Source organism: Frankia torreyi (genome assembly GCF_000948395.1).
GTDB lineage: Bacteria > Actinomycetota > Actinomycetes > Frankiales > Frankiaceae > Frankia > Frankia torreyi.
Window position 1 is genome coordinate 51169 of sequence record NZ_JYFN01000025.1, and the last position, 20474, is coordinate 71642.

At 73.6% G+C, this 20474-nt stretch carries 18 protein-coding genes and 2 pseudogenes; 9 read left to right on the top strand and 11 right to left on the bottom strand.

What is annotated here, in order from left to right:
• Nucleotides 1–103: 103 nt before the first annotated feature.
• Nucleotides 104–310: a hypothetical protein gene (locus tag FF36_RS16480; protein ID WP_236705877.1), complete on the top strand. Its 207-nt coding sequence runs from the start codon at nt 104–106 to the stop codon at nt 308–310.
• 214 nt (nt 311–524) lie between these two features.
• On the top strand, nt 525–1322 hold the full coding sequence (locus FF36_RS16485) for a putative protein N(5)-glutamine methyltransferase (protein WP_242422558.1): 798 nt from the start codon (nt 525–527) through the stop codon (nt 1320–1322).
• A gap of 129 nt (nt 1323–1451) precedes the next feature.
• Here FF36_RS16485 and FF36_RS16490 read toward each other — a convergent pair.
• Nucleotides 1452–2609: FAD-dependent monooxygenase (locus FF36_RS16490; RefSeq protein ID WP_242422560.1), on the bottom strand; the 1158-nt coding region annotated here is incomplete at its 5' end.
• Nucleotide 2610: 1 nt separating this feature from the next.
• Nucleotides 2611–2792 (bottom strand): annotated as a pseudogene (locus FF36_RS41500) (hypothetical protein); the annotation flags it as partial.
• An 11-nt stretch (nt 2793–2803) separates the two neighbouring features.
• On the opposite strand from FF36_RS41500, the gene FF36_RS16495 reads away from it, so the two are divergent.
• The gene (locus FF36_RS16495) at nt 2804–3592 is read left to right on the top strand and encodes a TetR/AcrR family transcriptional regulator (protein ID WP_044885972.1); all 789 of its coding nucleotides are present in this window, start codon (nt 2804–2806) and stop codon (nt 3590–3592) included.
• A 55-nt stretch (nt 3593–3647) separates the two neighbouring features.
• Here FF36_RS16495 and FF36_RS16500 read toward each other — a convergent pair whose 3' ends face one another.
• Nucleotides 3648–4658 carry a tyrosinase family protein gene (locus tag FF36_RS16500; protein WP_044885973.1) on the bottom strand — a complete coding sequence of 337 codons (1011 nt, stop codon included), beginning with the start codon at nt 4656–4658 and terminating at the stop codon, nt 3648–3650.
• 1 nt (nt 4659) lies between these two features.
• Entirely contained in the window at nt 4660–5079 is a 420-nt protein-coding gene (locus FF36_RS16505) for a hypothetical protein (RefSeq protein ID WP_044885974.1), read from the bottom strand.
• Between the two features lie 354 nt (nt 5080–5433).
• On the opposite strand from FF36_RS16505, the gene FF36_RS16510 reads away from it, so the two are divergent.
• Together FF36_RS16510 and FF36_RS16515 are read left to right on the top strand one after the other, a co-directional pair.
• Nucleotides 5434–5817, top strand: coding sequence for a DUF427 domain-containing protein (locus FF36_RS16510; protein ID WP_044885975.1), 384 nt, complete (start codon nt 5434–5436; stop codon nt 5815–5817).
• The gene (locus FF36_RS16515; protein WP_044885976.1) at nt 5814–6611 is read left to right on the top strand and encodes a 2-phosphosulfolactate phosphatase; all 798 of its coding nucleotides are present in this window, start codon (nt 5814–5816) and stop codon (nt 6609–6611) included. The genes FF36_RS16510 and FF36_RS16515 overlap by 4 nt, the downstream gene beginning before the upstream one ends.
• Here the strand turns inward: FF36_RS16515 and pip are convergent.
• Nucleotides 6581–7582: a prolyl aminopeptidase gene (gene pip, locus FF36_RS16520; protein WP_044885977.1), complete on the bottom strand. Its 1002-nt coding sequence runs from the start codon at nt 7580–7582 to the stop codon at nt 6581–6583. The genes FF36_RS16515 and pip overlap by 31 nt on opposite strands.
• A 25-nt stretch (nt 7583–7607) precedes the next feature.
• Between pip and FF36_RS16525 the strand changes: the two genes are divergently transcribed.
• On the top strand, nt 7608–7898 hold the full coding sequence (locus FF36_RS16525) for a helix-turn-helix transcriptional regulator (protein WP_236705879.1): 291 nt from the start codon (nt 7608–7610) through the stop codon (nt 7896–7898).
• A gap of 34 nt (nt 7899–7932) precedes the next feature.
• On the opposite strand, the gene FF36_RS16530 is transcribed toward FF36_RS16525, so the two are convergent.
• Nucleotides 7933–8691 (bottom strand): SDR family NAD(P)-dependent oxidoreductase, encoded by a 759-nt coding sequence (locus FF36_RS16530; protein WP_044885979.1) that lies wholly within the window; start codon nt 8689–8691, stop codon nt 7933–7935.
• A 136-nt stretch (nt 8692–8827) separates the two neighbouring features.
• On the opposite strand from FF36_RS16530, the gene FF36_RS16535 reads away from it, so the two are divergent.
• Nucleotides 8828–9745 carry a helix-turn-helix transcriptional regulator gene (locus tag FF36_RS16535; RefSeq protein ID WP_313954338.1) on the top strand — a complete coding sequence of 306 codons (918 nt, stop codon included), beginning with the start codon at nt 8828–8830 and terminating at the stop codon, nt 9743–9745.
• 96 nt (nt 9746–9841) lie between these two features.
• Here the strand turns inward: FF36_RS16535 and FF36_RS16540 are convergent, their stop codons facing one another.
• From FF36_RS16540 to FF36_RS38190, 5 genes and pseudogenes are all read right to left on the bottom strand, one after another.
• On the bottom strand, nt 9842–11107 hold the full coding sequence (locus FF36_RS16540) for a VWA domain-containing protein (protein WP_044885980.1): 1266 nt from the start codon (nt 11105–11107) through the stop codon (nt 9842–9844).
• Entirely contained in the window at nt 11100–13703 is a 2604-nt protein-coding gene (locus FF36_RS16545; protein ID WP_220386604.1) for a DUF5682 family protein, read from the bottom strand. The genes FF36_RS16540 and FF36_RS16545 overlap by 8 nt, the downstream gene beginning before the upstream one ends.
• On the bottom strand, nt 13703–14869 hold the full coding sequence (locus tag FF36_RS16550; protein ID WP_044885981.1) for an ATP-binding protein: 1167 nt from the start codon (nt 14867–14869) through the stop codon (nt 13703–13705). Before FF36_RS16550 ends, FF36_RS16545 begins: the two co-directional genes overlap by 1 nt.
• Nucleotides 14866–17292, bottom strand: a complete 2427-nt coding sequence (locus FF36_RS40410) for a DUF5691 domain-containing protein (RefSeq protein WP_339325610.1) — start codon at nt 17290–17292, stop codon at nt 14866–14868. Before FF36_RS40410 ends, FF36_RS16550 begins: the two co-directional genes overlap by 4 nt.
• A 38-nt stretch (nt 17293–17330) precedes the next feature.
• A pseudogene (locus tag FF36_RS38190) lies at nt 17331–18102 on the bottom strand (SWIM zinc finger family protein); the annotation flags it as partial.
• Between the two features lie 319 nt (nt 18103–18421).
• On the opposite strand from FF36_RS38190, the gene FF36_RS16560 reads away from it, so the two are divergent.
• Nucleotides 18422–19846 (top strand): ferredoxin reductase family protein, encoded by a 1425-nt coding sequence (locus FF36_RS16560; protein ID WP_236705882.1) that lies wholly within the window; start codon nt 18422–18424, stop codon nt 19844–19846.
• Nucleotides 19843–20472 (top strand): FMN-binding protein, encoded by a 630-nt coding sequence (locus FF36_RS35985; protein ID WP_173667275.1) that lies wholly within the window; start codon nt 19843–19845, stop codon nt 20470–20472. The genes FF36_RS16560 and FF36_RS35985 overlap by 4 nt, the downstream gene beginning before the upstream one ends.
• Nucleotides 20473–20474 lie beyond the last annotated feature (2 nt).

The window sequence follows — 20474 nt, forward strand, 5'->3', positions numbered from 1 at the left end:
GGAAGCGAGGACAACCGCGACGTCGACGGCGCCTGGGCCAGCATTTCGGCCGGCCGTCCGCCGCCACCCGGCGGCGCTCTGGCGGCTTGCTGTTCTCGCCGCCTTGGCCGTGCCGCTGCTCTACCTGTGTTGGCGGGCTGGGGTGCAGGTGCTGGCCGGACTGGACCCGAACTTCACGGTGAATGCGTGGGGCGGCCCCAGCTACGCGGGGGCGATGGCCTGCCACTACCTCGATCTCGCCGTCATCGGTGCGGTCGTCGCGGGGCTGCTCGATCGAGCCCTGCTGCCGGTTCCAGGAGGCCGCGCGTAGCCCCTGGTAGGGCGGACTGGTTCTGGTACTGTGGGCGCAGTCATAGATGATCTTTTTGAGGAGGTGGGACCCATGTCCGCGGTATCAGGGTGGGCGTACTCCTCCCGCGATCACATGTGGTTCGACCGGGCCTGGTGATCGGGAGGGCGCCCTTTGGTGTCCCGAAAGGCTTCCCGTGTCGTCAATTCCCTTGCCCCTTCCGCCGTCTCCATCGTTGCCCCATGTCGTTCGTCGGCTGCGTGCCGCAGGTTGCGTCTTCGCCGAGGACGAAGCCCGACTGCTTGTGGGCGCCGCCCGGACTGCCGCTGAGCTCGCCGCGATGGTCGACTGCCGGGTCGCCGGCAAGCCCTTGGAACACATCCTCGGCTGGGTGCAGTTCTGCGGACTGAAGATCGCGGTCGAGGCCGGCGTGTTCGTGCCCCGGCGCCGCACCGAGTTCCTCGTCCGGCAGGCCCTCGACCAGGCCGGTGGCCGGCCCGGCGAGGTCGTGGTCGACCTGTGCTGTGGATCCGGTGCAGTGGCGGCAGCGTTGCTCGCAGCTCTACCTGACGCTGAGGTGCACGCCGCCGACATCGAGCCCGCCGCAGTGCGCTGCGCTCGGCGCAACGTCGTCGCCGGCGGAGGTCTGGTGCACGAGGGTGACCTGTTCGCCGCGCTCCCCAGGTCATTGCGGGGACGCGTGGACCTCCTGGTGGTCAACGCGCCGTATGTCCCGACCGACGCGATCGGCCTGATGCCGCCCGAGGCGCGGGAGCACGAGCCCCGGCTGTCTCTCGACGGTGGAAAGGACGGTCTCGACGTGCTGCGTCGGGTTGTCGCCGTCGCGCCGTCCTGGCTCGCCCCAGGCGGCAGCTTGTTGCTCGAGACCAGCGCACAGCAGGCGCCGTCGCTCGTCGACGCGGTCGCCCGCGCCGGGCTGATCGGCCGGATCGCCATATCCGACGAGTTGGTAGCCACCGTGATCATCGCTGTCTCTCTGGCCGGAGACGCGGCGACGTCGGACCGTGGGTGAGGCTGTTCACCCCCGAGGATGAAGCGCCCCTGGTGGAGAGACCGGCGGTAGTCGTCCTCCGACGCACGTTCGGGCGGGCTTTCCCCGCTTGTACCAAGCGCTGTGATCGTGGCGCGGGGTCGGGAGTGGTCAGCCCGGTGAGGTGGCGCCGGCGGGGCGGGCGGGGGCGTGGTGGGGCGGGCGGGGGCCGCGACCGGCGGTGGTCAGGCGGCTGCCGAGCCAACCGGCAGCGGCGGCGGCCGGCCACAGACGAGTGGCTGCGTTGCGGGCGCGGATGCCGGTCCAGGTGGTGGGGATGAGCAGGTGAGCCGCCTGATCGACGCCGCGCTGGCGTGGCTCGACGAGACGGCGGTGGCGTGCCTCGTAGCGGCGCAGGGCCGAGCGGTGATCGTCGGGGGTTGCGGCCAGTTCCTCGGCGAGTGCGAATGCCCCGGCCATCGCCAGGGAGGAGCCGTCGCCGAACAGAGACACGCAGGAGGCCGCGTCGCCGACGAGCGTGATCCGACCCGTCGACCAGGCGGGTACGTCCACCCGGCTCACCGCGTCGAAGTAGAGGTCCTCGCTGGCCTGCGCCCGCGCCAGCAACTCCGCCGTCCGCCATGATCCGGCTGCGTAGGCGCCGGCAAGCAGGGTGCGGTGCTGGTCGATGTCACGATGGTTGAAGTCCGCCAGATCCGGGCGGCGGAAGGCGAAAAACGCGATCGGCCCGGAGGCCGAGGGGTGTAGGGCGACGGCCCGGCCCGGGGTGTTGTGCATGACCACCTCACGCCGGTGCTCGATCGGCCCGTTGAACGGCACCGTGGCGATGTAGAGGCCCAAATGACGGACGAAGTTCGCGTCTGGCCCGAAGGCGAGCCGGCGCACTGCCGAATGGAGGCCGTCGGCGCCGATGACCAGGTCGAATCGGCGGGAGCGACCGTGGTCGAAGGTCACGTCGACGCCGTGTTCGTCCTGCGCCAGACCGGCGATCGAGTCGCCGAACACGAACTCCGCGTGCTCCGCACTCGCCGCCTGCAGGATCGTTGCGAGCGCGCCGCGAGGAAGCTCGACGTCGCCGCCGCCGGTCGCGCGCGCGAGCGCGCGCAGGTTGACACGGCCGACGCTGCGGCCGGCCGCGTCCACGAACCGCATCCCCGTCACGTTGGTGGCGGCGGCCCGCAGCCGGGCGAGCACCCCCATCCGCTCTGCCACCCGGAGGGCCGGGCCGCGCACGTCCACCGGGCTGCCGCTGGTCCGCTGCCACAGCCCGCGCTCGACTACCGTCGGCCGGAAGCCGTGCCATGACAGNCAGTACGCGAGCGTCGTACCGGCGATGCCGGCGCCGGAGACGAGCACCGTCCGGTTGCCCATACGTCCTCCGCGGGTGGGGTCGAGGCCGATCGAACCGTCAGCGTATGACCAGATTTCAAATCTGGTCAAAAGTTGAATGCGCGGTGTGATGAACGTTGACCAGCTCTCGAAAGCGGTCATACGGTCGTCGCGTGAGCCCGACAGCCGGCCGGTCCCGGGACCCGTCGCGCGGGCGGGAGCGCGCCACGCGCATCCTCGACGCCGCCGAGGATCTGCTGCTGCGTCACGGAGCGCGGCGGGTGACCGTCGAGGACGTCGCGGTCGGCGCCAACATCGGCAAGGGCACGGTCTACCTGCACTGGGAGACGCGGGAGAAGCTGTTCGCCGCCGTCTTCGACCGGGCGGTGGCCCGAGCGATGTCCGAGCTGCTCGTCGCGATGCGCACCCGGCCGAGTACCTGCCTGCCGCACCAGTTCGCCCACGACTACTTCCTCGCCGTCATGCACCGTCCGCTGCTGCGCGGGCTGCTGCTGGCCGACCCGGAGCTGCTCGGCCGGCTGGCCCGCCAGCACGACCCCGCCTGGGACGAACGCCACCACCTGGTGTCCGAACGGTACTTCCGGCTGCTCGCCGAGTACGGCGTGCTCCGTGCCGAACTCGGGGCCGACGAGGTCGCCTATGCGTTCCAGGCGACGTTCGAGGGTTTCGTGCGGGCCGAGGGCGAGCTGGTCGGTGGCGAGAGCGCGTCGCCGCGGGCCGCCGCCCAGCCCGCGGTCGCCACCCTCGAACGGCGGGCGGACCTGCTCGCCCGGACCGTCGAGCTCGCGTTCGAGAACAGCCGCCCGGTCACGGCCGACGAACTGCGTTCGCTCGCCGCCGACGTCGTGGACCTGTTCACCGACCTCGTCGACCGCCGCGGGTTCGCCGACCTCGTCGACCTCGTCGACCGCGCCGAGCTCGGCGCCCCCGCCGCGTCCTGACCGTCCAAGCCGGGCGTCCCCTTTCCCCGCCGGACGTCCGGCGGGGAAAGGAAGGTCAGGGCAGGGTGTCGTAGCTGTAGAAGGCCGAGATGTCGAGGACGCCGCCCGGGGTGTCCGGCTTGCTGGCCGGGGCGAACGGGGAGACGAGCGGGTCGTCGATCCGGTGGCCGAGCAGGGTCGGCGGGGCCGTCATGTCCGGCTGGTACTGGCGGCCGTTGCGGCTCATCCAGCCCTCCCAGAGCCGGTCGACGTTGCAGTGGTGGACGAAGAACACCGGGTCGTTCGGGGACGATGCCGGGGCCATGTCCCCGCCGACCCACAGGTGGACCTGGTTGTGCAGGCCGGGGCCGGTGAAGCCCTCCAGCCGGTTACGGAAGCCGCGAGACGAGACGTCGAAGGGCGGCCGGTCGTAGTCGGCGAGGCTCGGGTCGGCACGCGTGTTGTAGGCCGCGCGGACGTCGCTGGTGCGAGGCAGCCGCGGCGAGCCGAACGGCGCGTTCTGGCCGAACCTGCGGGCGAGGCCGCGCTCGGTGACCTGGCGCAGCGCGCCGCTGGAGTTGGTCGCGATCCGCACCCGGAAACTCGTCGGGTCGGCACGGTCGAAGGCGAACGCGCCGCCGCGCACGGGGCTGCCCTGGCCGCCGAACCCGTCCGGGGTGTCCCGCCACAGCGCCGAGGCGGCCGGGTTCGCCACCCCGTCCGGCGCGGGCGGGGTGCCGTCGAGCGCCCAGTCCCAGTAGGGCAGGCCGAAGTCCGGGTCACCGAGAACCCGTTGCAGGTGTGCCTCCAGCCATCGGAGCATCACCCGGTGCCAGGGCAGGAAGACCGGCCCGCGGTGCGCGGCGTTGCGGGTTCCGGCGTCACCGCCCGGTGGCACCGCGGTGTTCATCGCGAGGACGTGCCAGATGACGAACAGGTCGTAGGTGTACACGGGGCGGGCGCGCCCGGAGATGCCGAACCGGTCCGTGGTCAGCGTCGTGGGCTCGTGCTTGAGCAGCTTGACGCCGCGGATGTAGTCGGCTCGCGCCTTGTCGTCGTGGAGGATGTCCCGGCGGACCGCGGCCATCTCACCGCCCTCCCGAGGTCTCGTCGCCGTGGATGCGGCCGTCGCCGTCGCCGTGATCGTGGCTGTGCTGGCCGTCGTGGCCGTCGCCGTCGTGGCCGTCTCCGGGCGTCGGGTGCGGGGAGAACTCGTCGGGGAAGGTGCGGATGAGCACCCGCACCAGGTCCACCAGCGAGGGGAGCTGGTAGGCGGGCAGGCCGTGGCAGTGCGCCGAGCCGTCGTTCGACAGCCCGATGTGCACATTCAACGGCTGCCCGTCGACGGTGATCTCGTAGGTGGTCGTGATGACGACGTGATGGCCGTCGAAGTCGTCCTCGCGCACGCTGCGCGCCGGACCGGCGTGATCATGATCGGGTTGCGGGAGTCCGGCCAGGTAGGTCGCGAGGAAGGCCGGTTGGGTGGGGTCGGCGATGTCCGGTTGCATGAAGGTTCCCCCGAGGTCTGATGGCTGCCGCGATGTGAGGTGCGACGATGTGGCCGCAGCATCTACCGGCAGTGAGGGATTCGCAACCAACTGTCGCCTAGGCGTCGCCCTCCGACGCGGGAAATGGGCGGGAGAAGGGATGACAGCGGCAGTCAGGCGGGTTGCCGCATCGTGGCGGCTGTGCATCGTGATGGCTGTGCCGAAGCAGGGTTGACGGTTTCGGCGATGCGGCGGAGCCTTTGTCTGCGCCGAGTTTCGCCCTTGCCGGGCGGGCCGCCCTCGTCGGCTGCTTGCCGCCGGGGTGTCCGCATCCGCGGGTCCGCCTGCGGGCCCGGCTGGTCTGGAGGAAGCCTGATGTCGCGAACGGTCCTGCTGCCGAACGCAGACCATCCGATCACCGTCGAGCCGACCCGCGGCCGGGTGGTCGTCCGGATCGGCGGGCGGGTGGTCGCGGACTCGCACGACTCCCGCACCCTGCGCGAGGCCAGCTACCCGCCGGTGCAGTACATCCCGATCGCCGACGTCGACCAGAGCGTGCTGCGCCGCAGCGAGACCACCAGCTACTGCCCGTACAAGGGCGACGCGAGCTACTACAGCGTCGAGACCTCGGACGGCACGACGCTCGGCGATGTCATCTGGACCTACGAGAACCCCTACCCGGCCGTCGTCGACATCGCCGGCCGGGTCGCCTTCTACGCCGACCGCGCGGAGATCACCGTTCCCGACGCCGCTGCGTGAACCCGGCGGCGCAGCACCCCTTCCGGCTCCGTTTCGGCTGGGGCCGGGAGGATCTCGACGTCCTCGCCGCCCCCGGCGGCATTGTCGTGATCGTCGATGTGCTGCGGTTCTCGACGGCGGTCTCGGTCGCGGTCGGTCGGGGCGCGCGGGTCTGGCCGTGCCGGTGGCGCGATGAGGACGCGGCGCGGCGGGCCGCCGAGCTGGGCGCGGTTCTCGCCGTGCCGGGCCGCGATGATCCCGCCGCCCACTGGTCGCTGTCGCCGGCGGACCTGGCGGCTATCCCCGCCGGCACCCGGCTGCTCCTGCCCTCCCCCAACGGCTCGGCCCTGTCCGCGGCTGCCGCGCTCGGTCCCGCGACGCCTGTCGCCGGCTGCCCGCGCAACGCGGCCGCGGTCGGCCGCCTGGCGGCCGACCGGCTGGCCGACGGCGGGACCGTGGCCGTCATCGCGGCCGGCGAGCGCTGGCCCGATCCGTCCGGGGCGTCGCACGCCGGCCCCCTCCGCCCGGCGGTCGAGGATCTGCTCGGCGCCGGCGCGGTCCTCGCCCGGATCCTCGAGGCGGGGTCCCTGGAACGTGCGGCGGTCGCCCCGGAGGCGCGCGCCGCCATCGCCGCGTTCCGCGCCGCCGAGGCCGATCTGGCCGGCGAGCTGCGCTGCTCGGCGTCCGGCCGGGAGCTGCTCGCGTTGGGCTGGGACGACGACGTGGCCTGCGCGGCCGACCTCGACGCCGACGCCGCCGTTCCCGTCCTCGACGCCGACGGCGCCTACACCGGCGCGCTCGAGTTGTCCTCCTGACCTCGGGCGAACCGGTCGAGTGCGTTGCGCAGCCGGCGGCCCAGGGCGTCGCTGCCGGTGTGGCCGGAGTCGGTGATCGGGACGAGTTCGGCGTCCGGCCAGGCGCGGGCCAGCTCCCAGGCGACGAGGAACGGGCCGCCCAGGTCGTGGCGGCCGTGGATCAGCACACCCGGGATGCCGGCGAGCCGACCGGCGTCGCGGAGCAGCACGCCTTCGTCCAGCCAGGCCCCGTGCGCGAAGTAGTGCGAGCAGATCCGCGCCAGCGCGAGCCGCGCCCGCTGCGGGCGGCCGCCGTACGCGCCCGGCTGCCCGTTCGACTCCAGTGAGATGACCGCGTCCTCCCAGGCGCACCACTCGTCGGCGGCCCGCCGACGCACCGCCGGGTCGGGGTCCGCGAGCAGACGTGCGTAGCCGGCGACGATGCCGTCGCCGTCGCCGTCGCCGTCGCCGTCGGCGGGCGGCAGCCCGTTTCGGAACCGTTCCCACTCCTCGGGGAAGTACCGGGCCACGCCTCGGTAGAGCCAGTCGATGTCGCGGCGGCGGGTCATCGTCACGGCCGCGAGGACGATCTCCGACACCCGGTGCGGGTGGCGCTCGGCGTAGGCCAGGGCGAGCGTCGAACCCCAGGAGGCGCCGTACAGCAGCCACCGGTCGATCCCGAGGTGCTCGCGGAGCAGCTCCATGTCGGCCAGCAGATGGTGGGTGGTGTTGTGCCGCAGGTCGGTGTCATGGTCGGCGGCATGCGGGGTGCTGCGACCGCAGCCGCGCTGATCGAACAGGACGACCCGGTAGCGCTCCGGGTCGAACCAGCGGCGCGCCCCCGGCGAGCAGCCCGAGCCCGGCCCGCCGTGGACGACGAGCGCCGGCCTGCCGGCCGGGTTGCCGCAGACCTCCCAGTAGACGAGGTTGCCGTCGCCGACGTCGAGCATCCCGGCGTCGTACGGCTCGATCGGCGGATACTGCGGTCCCATCAGCCGATCCTGACCTACTGGTCACGTGGAGCGTGCCCTGACCAGGCGGGAGGTGCTGCCGCTGGGCTACCAGGACGCCGGCGGGCGGACATCGGAACGGGAGGCGGAGCCGGCCGGCCTGCTCACCGCCGGCGGCCGCTGGTACCTGGTGGCCTGGTGCCGCCTGCGGCGCGCCCCCCGCGGTTTCCGGCTCGACCGGATCCGCGGCGCCGCTCCGACCGGGCAGGCGGCCCCCCGGCGGGAGCTCGCCGACCTGCTCGGCTCGGCCGCCACGGGCGCGGTCACCCCCGACGCCCTGGACAGCCTCGCCCCCTGATCCAGCGGCGGACCGGCAGTGGGCCAGCGGTGCGCTAGAGGTTCTGGCCGCCGGACAGTTCGATGCGGGTGCCGTTGGCCCAACCGAAGCCGTCGGCGAGGATCAGTGGCACGGCCGCGCCGATGTCCTCGGCCTCGCCCACGCGGCCCAGCGGAATGGCGCTCGCGACCGCCTCGTTGAGCCGGGCGTTGTCCCGGAGCCGGCCGCCGCCGAAGTCGGTGGCGATCGCCCCGGGCACGAGCACGTTGACTCGGATGCCCCGCTCGCCGAGCTCCTTGGCCTGGTACCTGGTCAGGACCTCGATCGCGCCCTTCGCGGCGGCGTAGGCGGAGGTGCCCGGATGGGTGAAGCGGGCCAGGCCGGAGGACACGTTGAGGATGCGTCCGCCGTCGGCCAGCAGCGGCAGCAGCGTCTGCGTCAGGAAGAACGGCGCCTTCACGTGAATCCGGAACAACTCGTCGAACTGCTCCTCGGTCGTCTCCGTGAACGGCGCGTAGAGGCCGATTCCGGCGTTGTTGACGAGGTAGTCGATGCGCTCGGCGCCGAGGCCGGCGAGCGTCGTGCGGACGTCGGCCGCGAACCGGGCGAAGCCGGCGCTGTCGCCCACGTCGAGCTGCAGCGCCGCCGCGGGCACCCCCTGCTCCTCGAGCTCCGCCACGAGCCGATCGGCCTCGTCCTTGCGGCTGTTGTAGGTGCCGATGACGCCTACCCCGGCGCGGGCGAGGTGCGTGGCCATGCTGCGCCCGAGGCCGCGGCTCGCGCCGGTGATCAGAGCGATTCTGTTGTCGGACATGATTCCTCCCGTGACACGCCAGTGGTGCTCGCATTTCACCCTGACACCTCCGCCGGCTGTCAGCGGCGTCTCGGTCATCCCCGGATCGCGAGTCCGGGGATAGTCCGGCCGCCCGCGGTCATGATGGAGATGTCTGATGGGCCGTGGGCGCACGGCCGCGTGGAAGCCGGTCGAATGGAACCGCGGAGGGATCGCCGTGCAGCGCCAGGAGCTGGGTGTCTTCCTTCGTCACCGGCGGGAGCTGCTGCGGCCGTCGGATGTCGGGCTGGTCGCCGGCGGTCGGCGACGGGCGCCCGGGCTTCGCCGCGACGAGGTCGCCGTGCTCGCAGACATGTCGACGGACTACTACGAGCGGATCGAGCAGGGCCGCGGGCCGCGGCCGTCACCGTCGATGCTCGGTGCGATCGCGCGGGCGCTGCGCCTCACGCTGGACGAGCGCGACCACATCTACCTGCTGGCCGGCCACGAAGCCCCGCCGCGGCACTGCTCGCTCGGCTACGCCGACGCCGGCCTGATGTGCGTGCTGGACGCACTCGCGCCCACCGTGCCGGCGCTCATCTCGGATGACCTCGCCAACGTCGTGGCGCAGAACCCGCTGAACGTCGCGCTGCTCGGCCCGATCGCCCGCGCGCCGGGCCGGGGACGCAACTTCCTGTGGCGCTGGTTCACCGACGGTGAGCTGCGCGCACGATACCTGGCCGACCAGCACGACACCCTCGGCCGCGAGCACGTCGCCGACCTGCGCGTGACGCTGGGCCGGCGGCACGAGGACGAAGCAGTCCGTTCCCTCGTCGCCGAGCTCTCGGCGGCCAGCGCGGAGTTCCGCGAGGTGTGGGCCCGTCAGGAGGTGGCGGTGCGGCGGACCACCCGTAAGGTGCTGATCCATCCCGAGGTCGGCCGGCTCGAGCTGGAGTGCGACGCGGTGGTCAGCCCGCCGTCGGGCCAGCGGCTGGTCCTGTTCCGCCCGCAGCCCGGCTCGGGGGCGGGTGAACGCCTGGAGATGCTCGCCGTCCTTGGCACCCAGACCTTCCTCGAACCCAGCCGTTCGCACTGACCTCCGGCCCCGCCCGCCGGGACGCAACGGCTCGCCGGTGCTCCGGGCCGCAGATGTCGCCCCGCAGCCGACGCGAGTCCCTCAGCGTCCTCGCCGTCAGGCCGGAACGAGGCCGTGCAGCGCCGCCCACCGGCCGACCTCCTCCCGGCGCAGCGCCGTGGCCAGCAGCTCGGGGAATCTGTCCGGGGTGCAGGCGAAGGCCGGCGCGCCGAGCTGCGCGCAGGTTGCCGCGAGTTGGTGGTCGTAGGCGGGGGCGCCGTCGTCGGACAGCGCCAGCAGCACGATGACGGCCACCCCGGAATCGACGAGCCCACGCAGCCGGGCGATCAACGACGACTGGTCGCCGCCCTCGATGAGATCGCTGATCAGGATGAGGACGGTGTCGGTGGGCCGGCGCACGAGACTCGCGCCGTAGCCGACCGCGCGGTCGATGTCGGTGCCGCCGCCGAGCTGGACCCCGAAGAGCACGTCGACGGGGTCGTCGAGGGAGTCGGTCAGGTCCACCACCGACGTGTCGAAGACGACCAGCCGGGTGCGCAGGGACCTGATACTGGCCAACGACGCGCCGAGCACCCCGGCGTAGACGACCGACGAGGCCATCGACCCGCTCTGGTCGATGAGCAGGATGACGTCGCGCAGCGCCGCCACGCGCCGGGCCCGCTGGTAGCCGATCAACCGGTCGACGATGACGGTGCGCTGCTCGGGCTGGTAGTTGCGCAGATTGGCGAGGATCGTCCGGTTCCAGTCGACGTCGGGCAGCCGCGGGGTGCGGGCGCGTTCGCCGCGGTTCAGCGCGCCGGACACCGCCGAGCGCAGCGACTGCGCCAACCGCCGCTCGATGTCCTCGACGACCGTGCGCACCACCATCCGCGCGGTCTCCCGGGTGCGCTCGGGCAGCGCCGAACGCAACGACAGCAGCGTGCCCACCAGGTGCACATCCGGTTCGGCCGCCGCCAGCAGCTCGGGCTCCATCAGCAGCCGAGCGAGCCCCAGCCGTTGGACGGCGTCGTGCTGGAGCACCTGCACCACCGACGACGGGAAGTAGTCGCGGATGTCGCCGAGCCAGCGGGTCACCGTCGGCGCCGATCCGCCGAGCCCCGCCGAGCGCCGCCGCCCACGACCGCCACCGGCCTTGCCGCCGTCGCCGTCGCCGTCGGCGTCGGCGTCGGCGTCGTAGAGCGCGCCCAGGGCGGCGTCGATGTCCATGTCCCGCGTCGACAGCGTCCGCGCCGGGTCGAACGCGGGCGCCGCCGGGGCGCCCAGGACCAGCCGCCACCGCCGCAGCCGTTCCTCCTCCGCCGTCTCGCCGGCGGACCGCGCCGGCCCCGGACCGTCGACGGCTGTGGTCGTGTGGTCAGGCATCGGAGAATTCCTCCTCCGCGCGGGCAGGCGCGGTGTGGGCAGGCCCTGTGGCGTCAGGCCCTGTGCGGTCAGATCGGGTGCGGTCAGATCGGGTGCGGGCCGGTGTGGTGCGGGCCGGTGTGGTGTCGGCCGGCGTGAGGCCGGCGGCAGGTGCCGTGCCGGCAGGACCGAGCAAGGCGGTGAGGGCGGGCAACACGGCCGCGACCCGGTCGAGGTCCCAGGCCGGGCCGTCACCGGCAGGGACCGCGCCGGCCGGCGGGATGGCCCGGGCCGGGTTCCCCGCCCGACTGCCTCCCGGGCGCGCGGCGTCCGCCTGGTCTGTCGCGGCGCCGCCCGGCGGGCCGGCGGTCGGCCGGGGCAGACCGGAGCGGACCCGTTCGCCGATCAGGCGACGGTCCGGACCGGTGAAGTCGGCGAACGTGCGGCGCAGGGGCGCCAGCACGACCGTGAAGGCGTCCCCGTCGAGGTCGGCCAACCAGGTGTCGACGAGCGACAGCATCGCGGGGTCGCGGGCCAGCACCGCGCCGGACCGGCCGAGGAAGCCCGCGAGCCAGCGCGCGGCGTCTGCGGGGGCGCCGCCGGCCGTGGACAGCGCCCGCGCCAGCCTGGTCGCCACCTCCGCGGCCGCAAGTCCGCCGGCGTCGGACAGGATGCGGGTACACCGCCCGGCGACCAGTGGGTTACCGCCGGCCGTGGCGGCGGCGACGCCCACCGCCGTGTGCCACCGGGCGATGTGTTCGGGGTCGGCGACGAGCCCGAAGGCGGTGTCCGCGGTGTCGATGGCGGCGACCATGGCGTCCGCGGCGTCGTCGTCGAGGCTTGCGCAGGCCGGCGGCAACCCCGCGCAGATGCGGATCATCAGGCTCGTCGTCAGCCCGACGACCAGGCCGGTGTCGGTGCCGCGCACGTCGCCGTAACGGTGGACCCGTGCCAGCGGCGCCAGCGCCAGCATCAGGTGGGCGACGTCGCCGGTCGTGGCCGCGCGCTGTTCCAGCCCCGCGCGCACCGCCTCGAGCGCGGCGGGCAGGTCCGCGAGGACCACCTGCTCGAACAGCCGGGTGATGGCGGCGAGGTCGGGCGCGTCCCGGGTGCGTCCGGCGACGACGTCGCCCGCGGCGTCCTCGACGGTCGCGCCGTGCCTGGCGGCCGCGACGAGCGCCAGCGCGAACGTCGGCTTCCAGCAGAGTGTCCAACCCTCGGCGAACGTGCCGGTGCTGCTGGTCGCGGTGGGGGTACCCCAGTCGACGTCGAGCAGGCGCAGCCGGTGCAGCAGGGCGCTGCGCTCCCGGTCGAGCTCGCGGCGCAGGTCCAGGCGCAGCGGCTTCTCCACCGTGGTGGGCGCGAGCCGCAGTCTTTTCTGCGCGCGGGCGACGTCGGCGGCCAGCGGCACGGTGGGCACGTCGGGGCCGACGGCGCCGACGATGTCACCGACGACGAGCTGTTCGCGGACGACGGCCAGCGGCACCGGGTCACCGGCGCAGAGTCCGGCCAGCACCGCGTCGGTCAGCTCGGTAAGCCCTGGGACGGCTCGCTCGCGCACCGCGGCGAGGGCCTCGGCCAGCCGCACGGTCTCCACCACCGAGGCCGTCGAGGCGGGCAGGTCGGCGGCGCGCAGGAGCGCCGCGACGCGGGCGACCCACCGGGCGCCGACCTGATCGGGCGCGGTCCACAGGTGGTGGTACCAGCCCGGTGACGTGACGCCGGCGCCGTAGCCGGCCTCGGCGCTCAGCAGCGCGTGCGTCCACGGCACCCACGTCGTGGCGGTGCGCACCGGCCGGACGCCGCGCAGCAGCTCACGGTCTGCCGCGACGGTGATCCGGCCCGTCCGGCCGGTCAGCGCCGGGACGTGCCACGCACCGCAGAGCACGGCGACCCGCGCGGCGGCGTCGGCGCCGGTGCTGGCCGCGCGGATCTCCAGGCGCATGTGCGCCTCCCGTAGTTCCTCGCGTCGAGCGTGCGCCCCCCGAGGCGCGTCCGAACCGGACTGGTGTTCGGGATCGCGCAGCGCCGCCATGGACTCGGCCACGGCGGCGAACAGCTCCAGCGCCGGGGAACGGCCGCCCGCGCCGGCCGCCGACGTGCTCGCCGGTCGGCGGTGCTCGACGAGGTCCTCCCAGAACCGTTCCGGGTCGTCGTGGCCGGCGGCGAACGCCAACCAGCCGAGCGGGTCGGCCGCCAGCTCCGGGACCGCCGCGTCGCCTGCTTCCGCCGCGTCGCCTGCTTCCGCCGCGTCGACTGATCCCGCCGCGTCATCGCAGGGGCCGGTCTCGGCGTCGCGCCGGCGCAGCGCCAGGTCGTGACCGAAGGGCAGGTCGATGAACCGGGTGGGCACGCCCGCCGCACGGCCGTGCAGCAGGGCCTGCCACTCGGGGGAGAACTCGGCGAAGGGCCAGAAGGCGGCGTCCCGCGGCTCGTCGACGGCGTAGGCGGTCAGCGCCACGGGTGGGGTGAGTGCGCCGACGTGGATGAGCGCGCTGTCCCCCTCGGGCGGTCCCTCGACGAGGATGAGGTCCGGATCGAGCTCGGCGAGCGCTGCCCGCACCGCCCGCGCCGAACCGGGGCCGTGGTGGCGTACTCCCAGAACGGTGACGGGCATCAGGCGCCGCCGAAGACGCTCGTGTCGTCGTCCAGGTCACGGCAGGCCCGGTACAGGTCCGACCAGCCCTTCCGGTCCCGGACCACACCTTCGAGGTACTCGCGCCAGGCCACGGGGTCCGCCGAGGGATCCTTGATCACCGCGCCGATGAGCCCGGCGGCGACGTCCTCGGCCCGCAGCCGGCCGTCGCCGAAGTGGGTGGCCAGCGTCATTCCCCCGGTGATCACGCTGATCGCCTCGGCGGTGGACAGGGTGGCGGTCGGGATCTTCAGCGTGGTGCGCCCGTCGCTGGTGACGCCGGCGCGCAGCTCCCGGAAGATCTTCACGACGCGGCGCACCTCGCTCGCGGCCGGCGGTTCGTCCGGCAGCGCCAGCGCTCGGCCGAGGTCGGCGACCCGCTTGGTGACGATCTCCACCTCGGCGTCCTCGCTGGCGGGCAGCGGCAGCACGACGGTGTTGAACCGGCGGCGCAGCGCCGAGGACATCTCGTTGACGCCGCGGTCACGGTCGTTGGCGGTGGCGATCACGGCGAACCCGGCGACGGCCTGCACCTCGCTGGCCAGCTCGGGAACGGGCAGGGTCTTCTCCGACAGCACGGTGATGAGTGCGTCCTGTACCTCGGCGCCCATCCGGGTGAGCTCCTCGACCCGGGCGATCGATCCGCGGGTCATCGCACGCATCACCGGTGAGGGCACCAGCGCGTCGGGGGAGGGCCCCTCGGCGATCAGGCGGGCGTAGTTCCAGCCATAGCGGACGGCGTCCTCGGAGGTGCCGGCGGTGCCCTGCACGACGAGGGTCGAATCGCCGCTGACCGCCGCGGCGAGGTGTTCGGACAGCCAGGTCTTGGCGGTGCCGGGGCTGCCGAGCAGCAGCAGCGCCCGGTCGGTGGCGAGGGTGGCGACCGCGACCTCGACGAGGCGCCGGGAGCCGATGTACTTCGGGGAAATGACCGTCCCGTCGTCGAGCACGCCGCCGAGTAGGTAGGTGACGACCGCCCACGGCGACAGCCGCCAGGACGGCGGGCGCGTCCTGGTGTCGGCAGCGGCGAGCGCGGCGAGTTCGCCGGCGTACGCCTGCTCTGCGTGTGGACGCAGCAGCGGCGCGCCGCCCGCCGGGGGAACGGTGTCGGGCGCGGCGGGGCTGGTGGACGGGGGCGCCAGGGTCACGAGGGGCCTTCCTGGGGGAGAGGGACCGGGCCGGCCGGCCCGGTGCCGGCGGGGGGTGGGTTGGTCAGCGCGGCGCGCAGCCGCCGTCGGGCGCCGAGGATCGTGCTCAGCCGGGTGCGTCCGTCGAGATCCAGGTACTTCGGCCGATCCGGGTCGGGATCGCCGAGATCGGTGTCGGGATGCAGCGCCCAGGCCATGGGTCCGATGAGCTCACGCAGGCGGTAGTCGTCGGAGTAGCCCCTGGCGGACAGGGCGGTGAGCGCGGTCCACACCGCCCGGGAGAACGGCTCGGACCACGGGCCGGGCACCGCGGTCAACAGCGTCGTGATCCGCTCGACCGGCGTGTCCCGCCACCGCCCGTCCCGGTCTCGGGCGGCTGACCCGTCTGGGTGGTAGGAGTCGAGCCTCAGCTCGCGCAGCGTGTGCGTGAGGGCCTGCGTGCGGGCGGGCTCGGCCAGGCACGCGATGAGCTGCCCCTGACCCACCCGCCCGACGCGGGGGAGGAACGCCGCGACCCAGCCGGGATCGCCATGGCGCAGGACGGCGGGAAGCAGCCCGTCGCTCAGCAGCTCGCTCACTGGACGGGTCGTGCCCGGCAGGTCGGCCACGGCGTCGAGGAACTCCTCGGGGGTCAGCCCGGTGCGGCGCGTCCACACGGTCGGATCGACGCGGGCGAGTTCGGCCACGAACATGATCTCGCCGGCCGTCGCCGTGCTGAGGTGCGAGTGGGCCGGAACCGTGTCGCTGATGCCGTCGCGCCGCATCTCGTCGGTGCACTCTGCGGGCAGGACGATCTCAAGATGGTGGCGCCGGCTCAGGCCGTCGCGCCGTGCTGTGATCATTCCTTCGGTGCGCGCCTCGGCGCGTGCCTGCAAGCCGGCGCCGGGCAGCAGCAGAGCGATCTCGATCGCAGCCTGCCGGACGTCGGGGCGCCGGTCGTCCAGGGCGTGTTCGAGCAGGTCGACGTCCCAGGGACCGAGACCGACGCGCAGTGCCTCGCAGAAGGCGAGGCGTTGCGCGGCGCTGGCCGCGTCGAAGGCGGCGAAGGCGGGACCGTCCGCCGAGCCGCGCAACAGTGTGATTGCGGCGGCCGGGTCGCGTTGCCGCAGTTCCTGCAGCAGCGTGCGCCGTTCCAGGGCGCTCGCGGTCGGCCAGTCGGCCAGATCCGTGCCCGCTACCCACCGGCCGTCCGGGTGCAGGCCGGCCAGCCACCGCCCGCGCTCGCCGAGGACCTCGACGATCGGAGCCCGCACCTCGACATTCCGTCGGCCCAGCGAGAGCAGCTCCGCAATGAGCAGCTCCGGGACGCGCCATCCCGCTTCGGCCACCAGCTCCAGGTACTCGCGAGTCCCTTCCGGTTCGGAGCCGGCCAGCGCGCCCTCGACGATGCGCGCCGCCGGCGGCACCAGCGCCGCCGCCCGCTCGGGCGAGGCGGGGCTGGGGGCCGGCAACGCGCCGGCGTCGGCGGCGAGCAGGCCGGCGCGCCGCGCGCAGGCCGCGAGGGCCGCGGCGCGCAGCAGGGCAACGGCGCGCGAGGGCCCGTCCTCGGCGCCGCCGCCGCCCGCCGAGGCCCCGCCGTTCGCCCTGCCGGCCAGGATGTCGTCAAGATGCGGGACGGCAGGCACGGTGGCCCGCGTCGCCCCGACGACGGCCGCGTCGACCAGGCCGGACCATCCTGGCGTCGGTCGCGGGCAGGCGGCCGGCTGGGGGGGCTCGCTGTGAGGAACCGGCGGGCTGATCGGTGCGGGAAGCTCCGTGCCGGGCTGCGGCCGGGACGGAGCTGCCGCCAACGGCACCACATCGAACCCATCCCACTCCACGACCAGGTCGAGGGGGTGGCCGCCGCCGACGGCCAGCAGGTGCCAGCCCCACACGGCGGCCGTGTCGGCCGCCAGCGGCAGGGCCTGCCCGAGCCGGTCCCGCAGCAGCCAACCCGCACCGTCACCCGAGGAAGGGCCGTCCCGCCGACCTTTCCTCGCCGCGCCCGCTGGAGCCTCGCGCGCAGCGCCGATGGCGGGTGGCAGCACGGTGATCTGCCGGACGACGAACCCGACGGGATCAGCCCACGGATCCGCGGTCAGGGCCGGGGTGAGCGCAGCCAGCGCCTCCTGCCAGCTCCCCGCCGCGTCGCCGGAACCGGCGGCGGCCAACTCGGTGAGGGGCACCGGGCCGGCGCGCGTGGCGGCGAGCGCCAGTCTGGTCGGGTGACGCCCGGGGTACGGAGCGACGTCGGCGTCGATGCGGGTGAGGACGGGGAGACTCGGCGGTGGCGGCTGCTTGCCGGTGCCGTAGGTGACGAGCAGCGCGAGCCGCTCGGACCCGGGCACTCGCAGCCACTGCCGGCGCCCCTTCAGCTTTCCGGTGGCGAACAGGCGCTCGCCCAGGACGTCGATCGGCCCGGTGAGCCGCTCACCGCCGAGCACGTCCGCCGTGCTCCGGGGGAAACCGATCCGGTCGCGCNCCACCTCGACGAGCGCCGGTGAGATCTCAGCCCGCCTCGACCAGCCCTGGCAGAGCAGGTACAGCCGGCCGAGCCGGTCGGTGAGCCGAGCGGGCCAGTCGGGACCGCCCACCGCGGCGATGCGCGCCATGTCGCGGACGACCTCGGCCAGCCCTGGCGCCTGCGCGTCGACCATCCGCGCCGCGGTCGCCTCCCACCAGGAGGCCGGCTGGACCTGGGCGGCGCCGAGCCCGCCGTGGGCGAGATCGACCAGCCAGCGGCTCAGCTCCGCGACTCCGGCGTCGACCCGGGCGTCGCGGCGGGCCTGCGCGCGCGCCGACGAGGCGGCTCGAGACACCCCCGCCTTCCCTGCGCCTCCAGCCTCGCCTGTTCCCGCAACCTGTTCTGGGGCCGCGTCAGGGGAGGCCGCTCGCGCGGCGCGGGCCGCCCGCCGCGCGAGCCATTGCGCCACCCAGTCCGGCGGGTCGTCACCGGTCGTGAGCGCAGCCGGCGTGTCGCAGGCGAGGAACAGCAGGCCGAGAGCGTGTTTGCAGGGGAACTTGCGACTCGGGCAGGTGCAGGAGGAGGCGAACTCGGCCCCGGCCAGCACCACCACCCGGTACGGCGTGGCCCCACTTCCGCGGCACGCCCCCCACAGCGTCTCGCCGGTCATGCCCAGGTCCGACCAGCTTCCTGGGGTGCCGAGCCGTTCACCCGACCGGCCGGAAGCATGATCGGGTGCCAGCGCGTGGATGGTTCCGCGGGTCAGGGCCGAGACGGCTGTCAGCGACATGCCATGGAGTGTGGCCCCAGCCTCCGACAGTTTCCTTTGGCACGGACTCGCGGACGAGGGGCCTCGATCGGCCCGGGGCGCTGGCCGGCGGCGGTGACCTGCATCCTTCGGGGACTACGGCACATGGTTCAACCGGAGGCGGGTTCGAATTCTCACACTGCACCCGAGCCACTCCACCTGGTGGGACGTCACCTGGTGGGACGTCGAGGGGCGGCGGGTGGGGACCGCAGAGGATTCTCCAGTTGGTCCACAGGTGTTTTTCAGGTTCAACATCGACCGAGGTCAGCCACTTTTCAGCCTTTTCGCCCAACGTTGCCACATGACGTGGATGCCTCCTCCGGCGCCCGAGCCGCGCGCTCGCCTCGGGCTGAAACCCAGGCGGCCGCGCGTCACGGCGTGGTCGCGCGATCTGCTGTCCGAGGATCGGCTCCCCGAGCTGGCGGTGCGCCTCGGGCTCACCGCGGTCGGCGTCGCCGTCATCGCCCTGTGGTGGGTGGACACGCCTTCGTCCCGGGTGCAGACGGCGGCGGCCACAATGACCGCGCTCGGCCGGGTGGCCGGCCTGCTGGCCGCCTATCTCGTGTTGGTGGAGCTGATGTTGATGGCCAGGGTGCCGGCGCTCGAGCGGGCGATCGGCTTCGACCGGCTCGCGTCCTGGCATCGAGGTCTGGGCACGAACATCGTGCTCCTCATCGGTGGGCACGTCCTGCTGACGGTGTGGGGCTACGGGCTGAGCGCGCACGAGCAGCCGCTGTCCGAACTCGTCACGGTGATCACGCGGTACCCGGACGAGTGGGAGGCGACCATCGGCGCACTGCTGTTCGTCGCCGTGGGGATCAGCAGCGCCCGGTCGTTGCGCGCCCGGATCTCGTATGAGGCGTGGTACGCGGTCCACCTGACGGTCTACGCGGCAGTCGCGCTCACCTTCTTCCATCAGATCGCCAGCGGCGAGGACTTCGTCGGCCATCCCCGGAACAGGCTGCTGTGGACGGCCCTCTACCTGGCCGTGGCGGCCTGCCTCGTGGTCTGGCGGATCGTCCTGCCGGTGCGGGCCGTCCTGCGACACCGGATGACCGTCGACCGGGTGGTGGTGGAGGCAGCCGGGGTCGTGTCCGTCTGGATTCGGGGGCGGCGGCTGGACCAGCTCGGCGCCCTTCCCGGGCAGTTCCTGCTGTGGCGGTTCCTCGCCCGCGGGCAGTGGGCGTCCGCCCACGCCTACTCGTTGTCGATGCCCCCGCATCCGGACCTGCTGCGGATCACCGTGAAGGATCTCGGCGACCAGTCCAGGGACCTCGCCCGGCTCCGGCCCGGAACCCGCGTGCTCGCGGAAGGGCCGTTCGGGCACTTCACCGCCGCCCACGCCCACGCCCGCAAGGCGCTGCTGATCGGCGGCGGCAGCGGCATCGGGCCCGTCCGGGCGGTGGCCGAGGACCTCGTCAACCGGGGCCGGGACGTCATCGTCCTGCAGCGGGCGAGCCGGCCGGACGATCTGCCGCTCGGCGGCGAGCTGTCGCTTCTCGCCGCGCACGGGCGCCTCGTGTTCCACCAGGTCGTCGGCAGCCGGCGGGAACTCGGCTACGACCCGCTCGCAGCCGGCGTCATCGCCGTCTCCGTACCGGACGTCGCGCAGCGTGACGTCTTTGTCTGTGGACCCCCCGGGATGACGGCGGTTGTCGCACGCGGGTTGCGTGATCTCGGCGTCCCGACGGGTCAGATCCACACGGAGGAGTACAGCCTGCGATGAACGACATCGGCAGTCGCCGCTACCGGGGTCCACTCGGCTTCGCCGCCCTGGCGAGCGCGGTCGTCCTCGTCGTCGGCGTCAAGACGATTTCCGGCGACGGGTCCGCACCGAGCTCCGCGCTGGCGTCCGCGCCGCCGGGCCGGGCCACGGCAGCCGACGCGGCCCCCTCGACCTCACCCGATGCCGCCCCGTCCGCCGCGTCCGACCCATCCGCCGCGCCCGACCCATCCGTCTCGTCCAGCTCCGGTGGTGTGTCTGGTTCCGGTGGTGCATCCGGTTCCGGGGGGTCGTCCGGCTCCGACGGTTCGACAAGCCCATCGCCTGCGGCCGGCTCCGGCGGCTCCAGCGCCCGACAGACCGTGCGAGGGGATGCGATCGACACCAGGTTCGGGCCGGTACAGGTCGACGTCGTCCTGGCCGGCAGCACGATCGTCGACGTGGTGCCGGTGGTGGTGCCGGATCAGGATCCACGTGACCGCCAGATCAACGAGTACGCCGTGCCGCTCCTGCGGCAGGAGGTCCTCGATGCGCAGAGCGCGAAGATCGATTCTGTCTCCGGCGCGTCGTTCACCAGCTACGGGTATGCGTGGTCCGTCCAGTCGGTACTGGACAAGCTCGGTGCCTAGCC

Bases quoted from the DNA above. Each gene is read 5' to 3' on its own strand.
- FF36_RS16500 (WP_044885973.1), bottom strand. From the start codon at position 4,658: ATGGCCGCGGTCCGCCGGGACATCCTCCACGACGACAAGGCGCGAGCC.
- FF36_RS16505 (WP_044885974.1), bottom strand. From the start codon at position 5,079: ATGCAACCGGACATCGCCGACCCCACCCAACCGGCCTTCCTCGCGACC.
- FF36_RS16510 (WP_044885975.1), top strand. From the start codon at position 5,434: ATGTCGCGAACGGTCCTGCTGCCGAACGCAGACCATCCGATCACCGTC.
- pip (WP_044885977.1), bottom strand. From the start codon at position 7,582: ATGGGACCGCAGTATCCGCCGATCGAGCCGTACGACGCCGGGATGCTC.
- FF36_RS16530 (WP_044885979.1), bottom strand. From the start codon at position 8,691: ATGTCCGACAACAGAATCGCTCTGATCACCGGCGCGAGCCGCGGCCTC.
- FF36_RS16535 (WP_313954338.1), top strand. From the start codon at position 8,828: ATGGGCCGTGGGCGCACGGCCGCGTGGAAGCCGGTCGAATGGAACCGC.
- FF36_RS16540 (WP_044885980.1), bottom strand. From the start codon at position 11,107: ATGCCTGACCACACGACCACAGCCGTCGACGGTCCGGGGCCGGCGCGG.
- FF36_RS16545 (WP_220386604.1), bottom strand. From the start codon at position 13,703: ATGCCCGTCACCGTTCTGGGAGTACGCCACCACGGCCCCGGTTCGGCG.
- FF36_RS16560 (WP_236705882.1), top strand. From the start codon at position 18,422: ATGACGTGGATGCCTCCTCCGGCGCCCGAGCCGCGCGCTCGCCTCGGG.
- FF36_RS35985 (WP_173667275.1), top strand. From the start codon at position 19,843: ATGAACGACATCGGCAGTCGCCGCTACCGGGGTCCACTCGGCTTCGCC.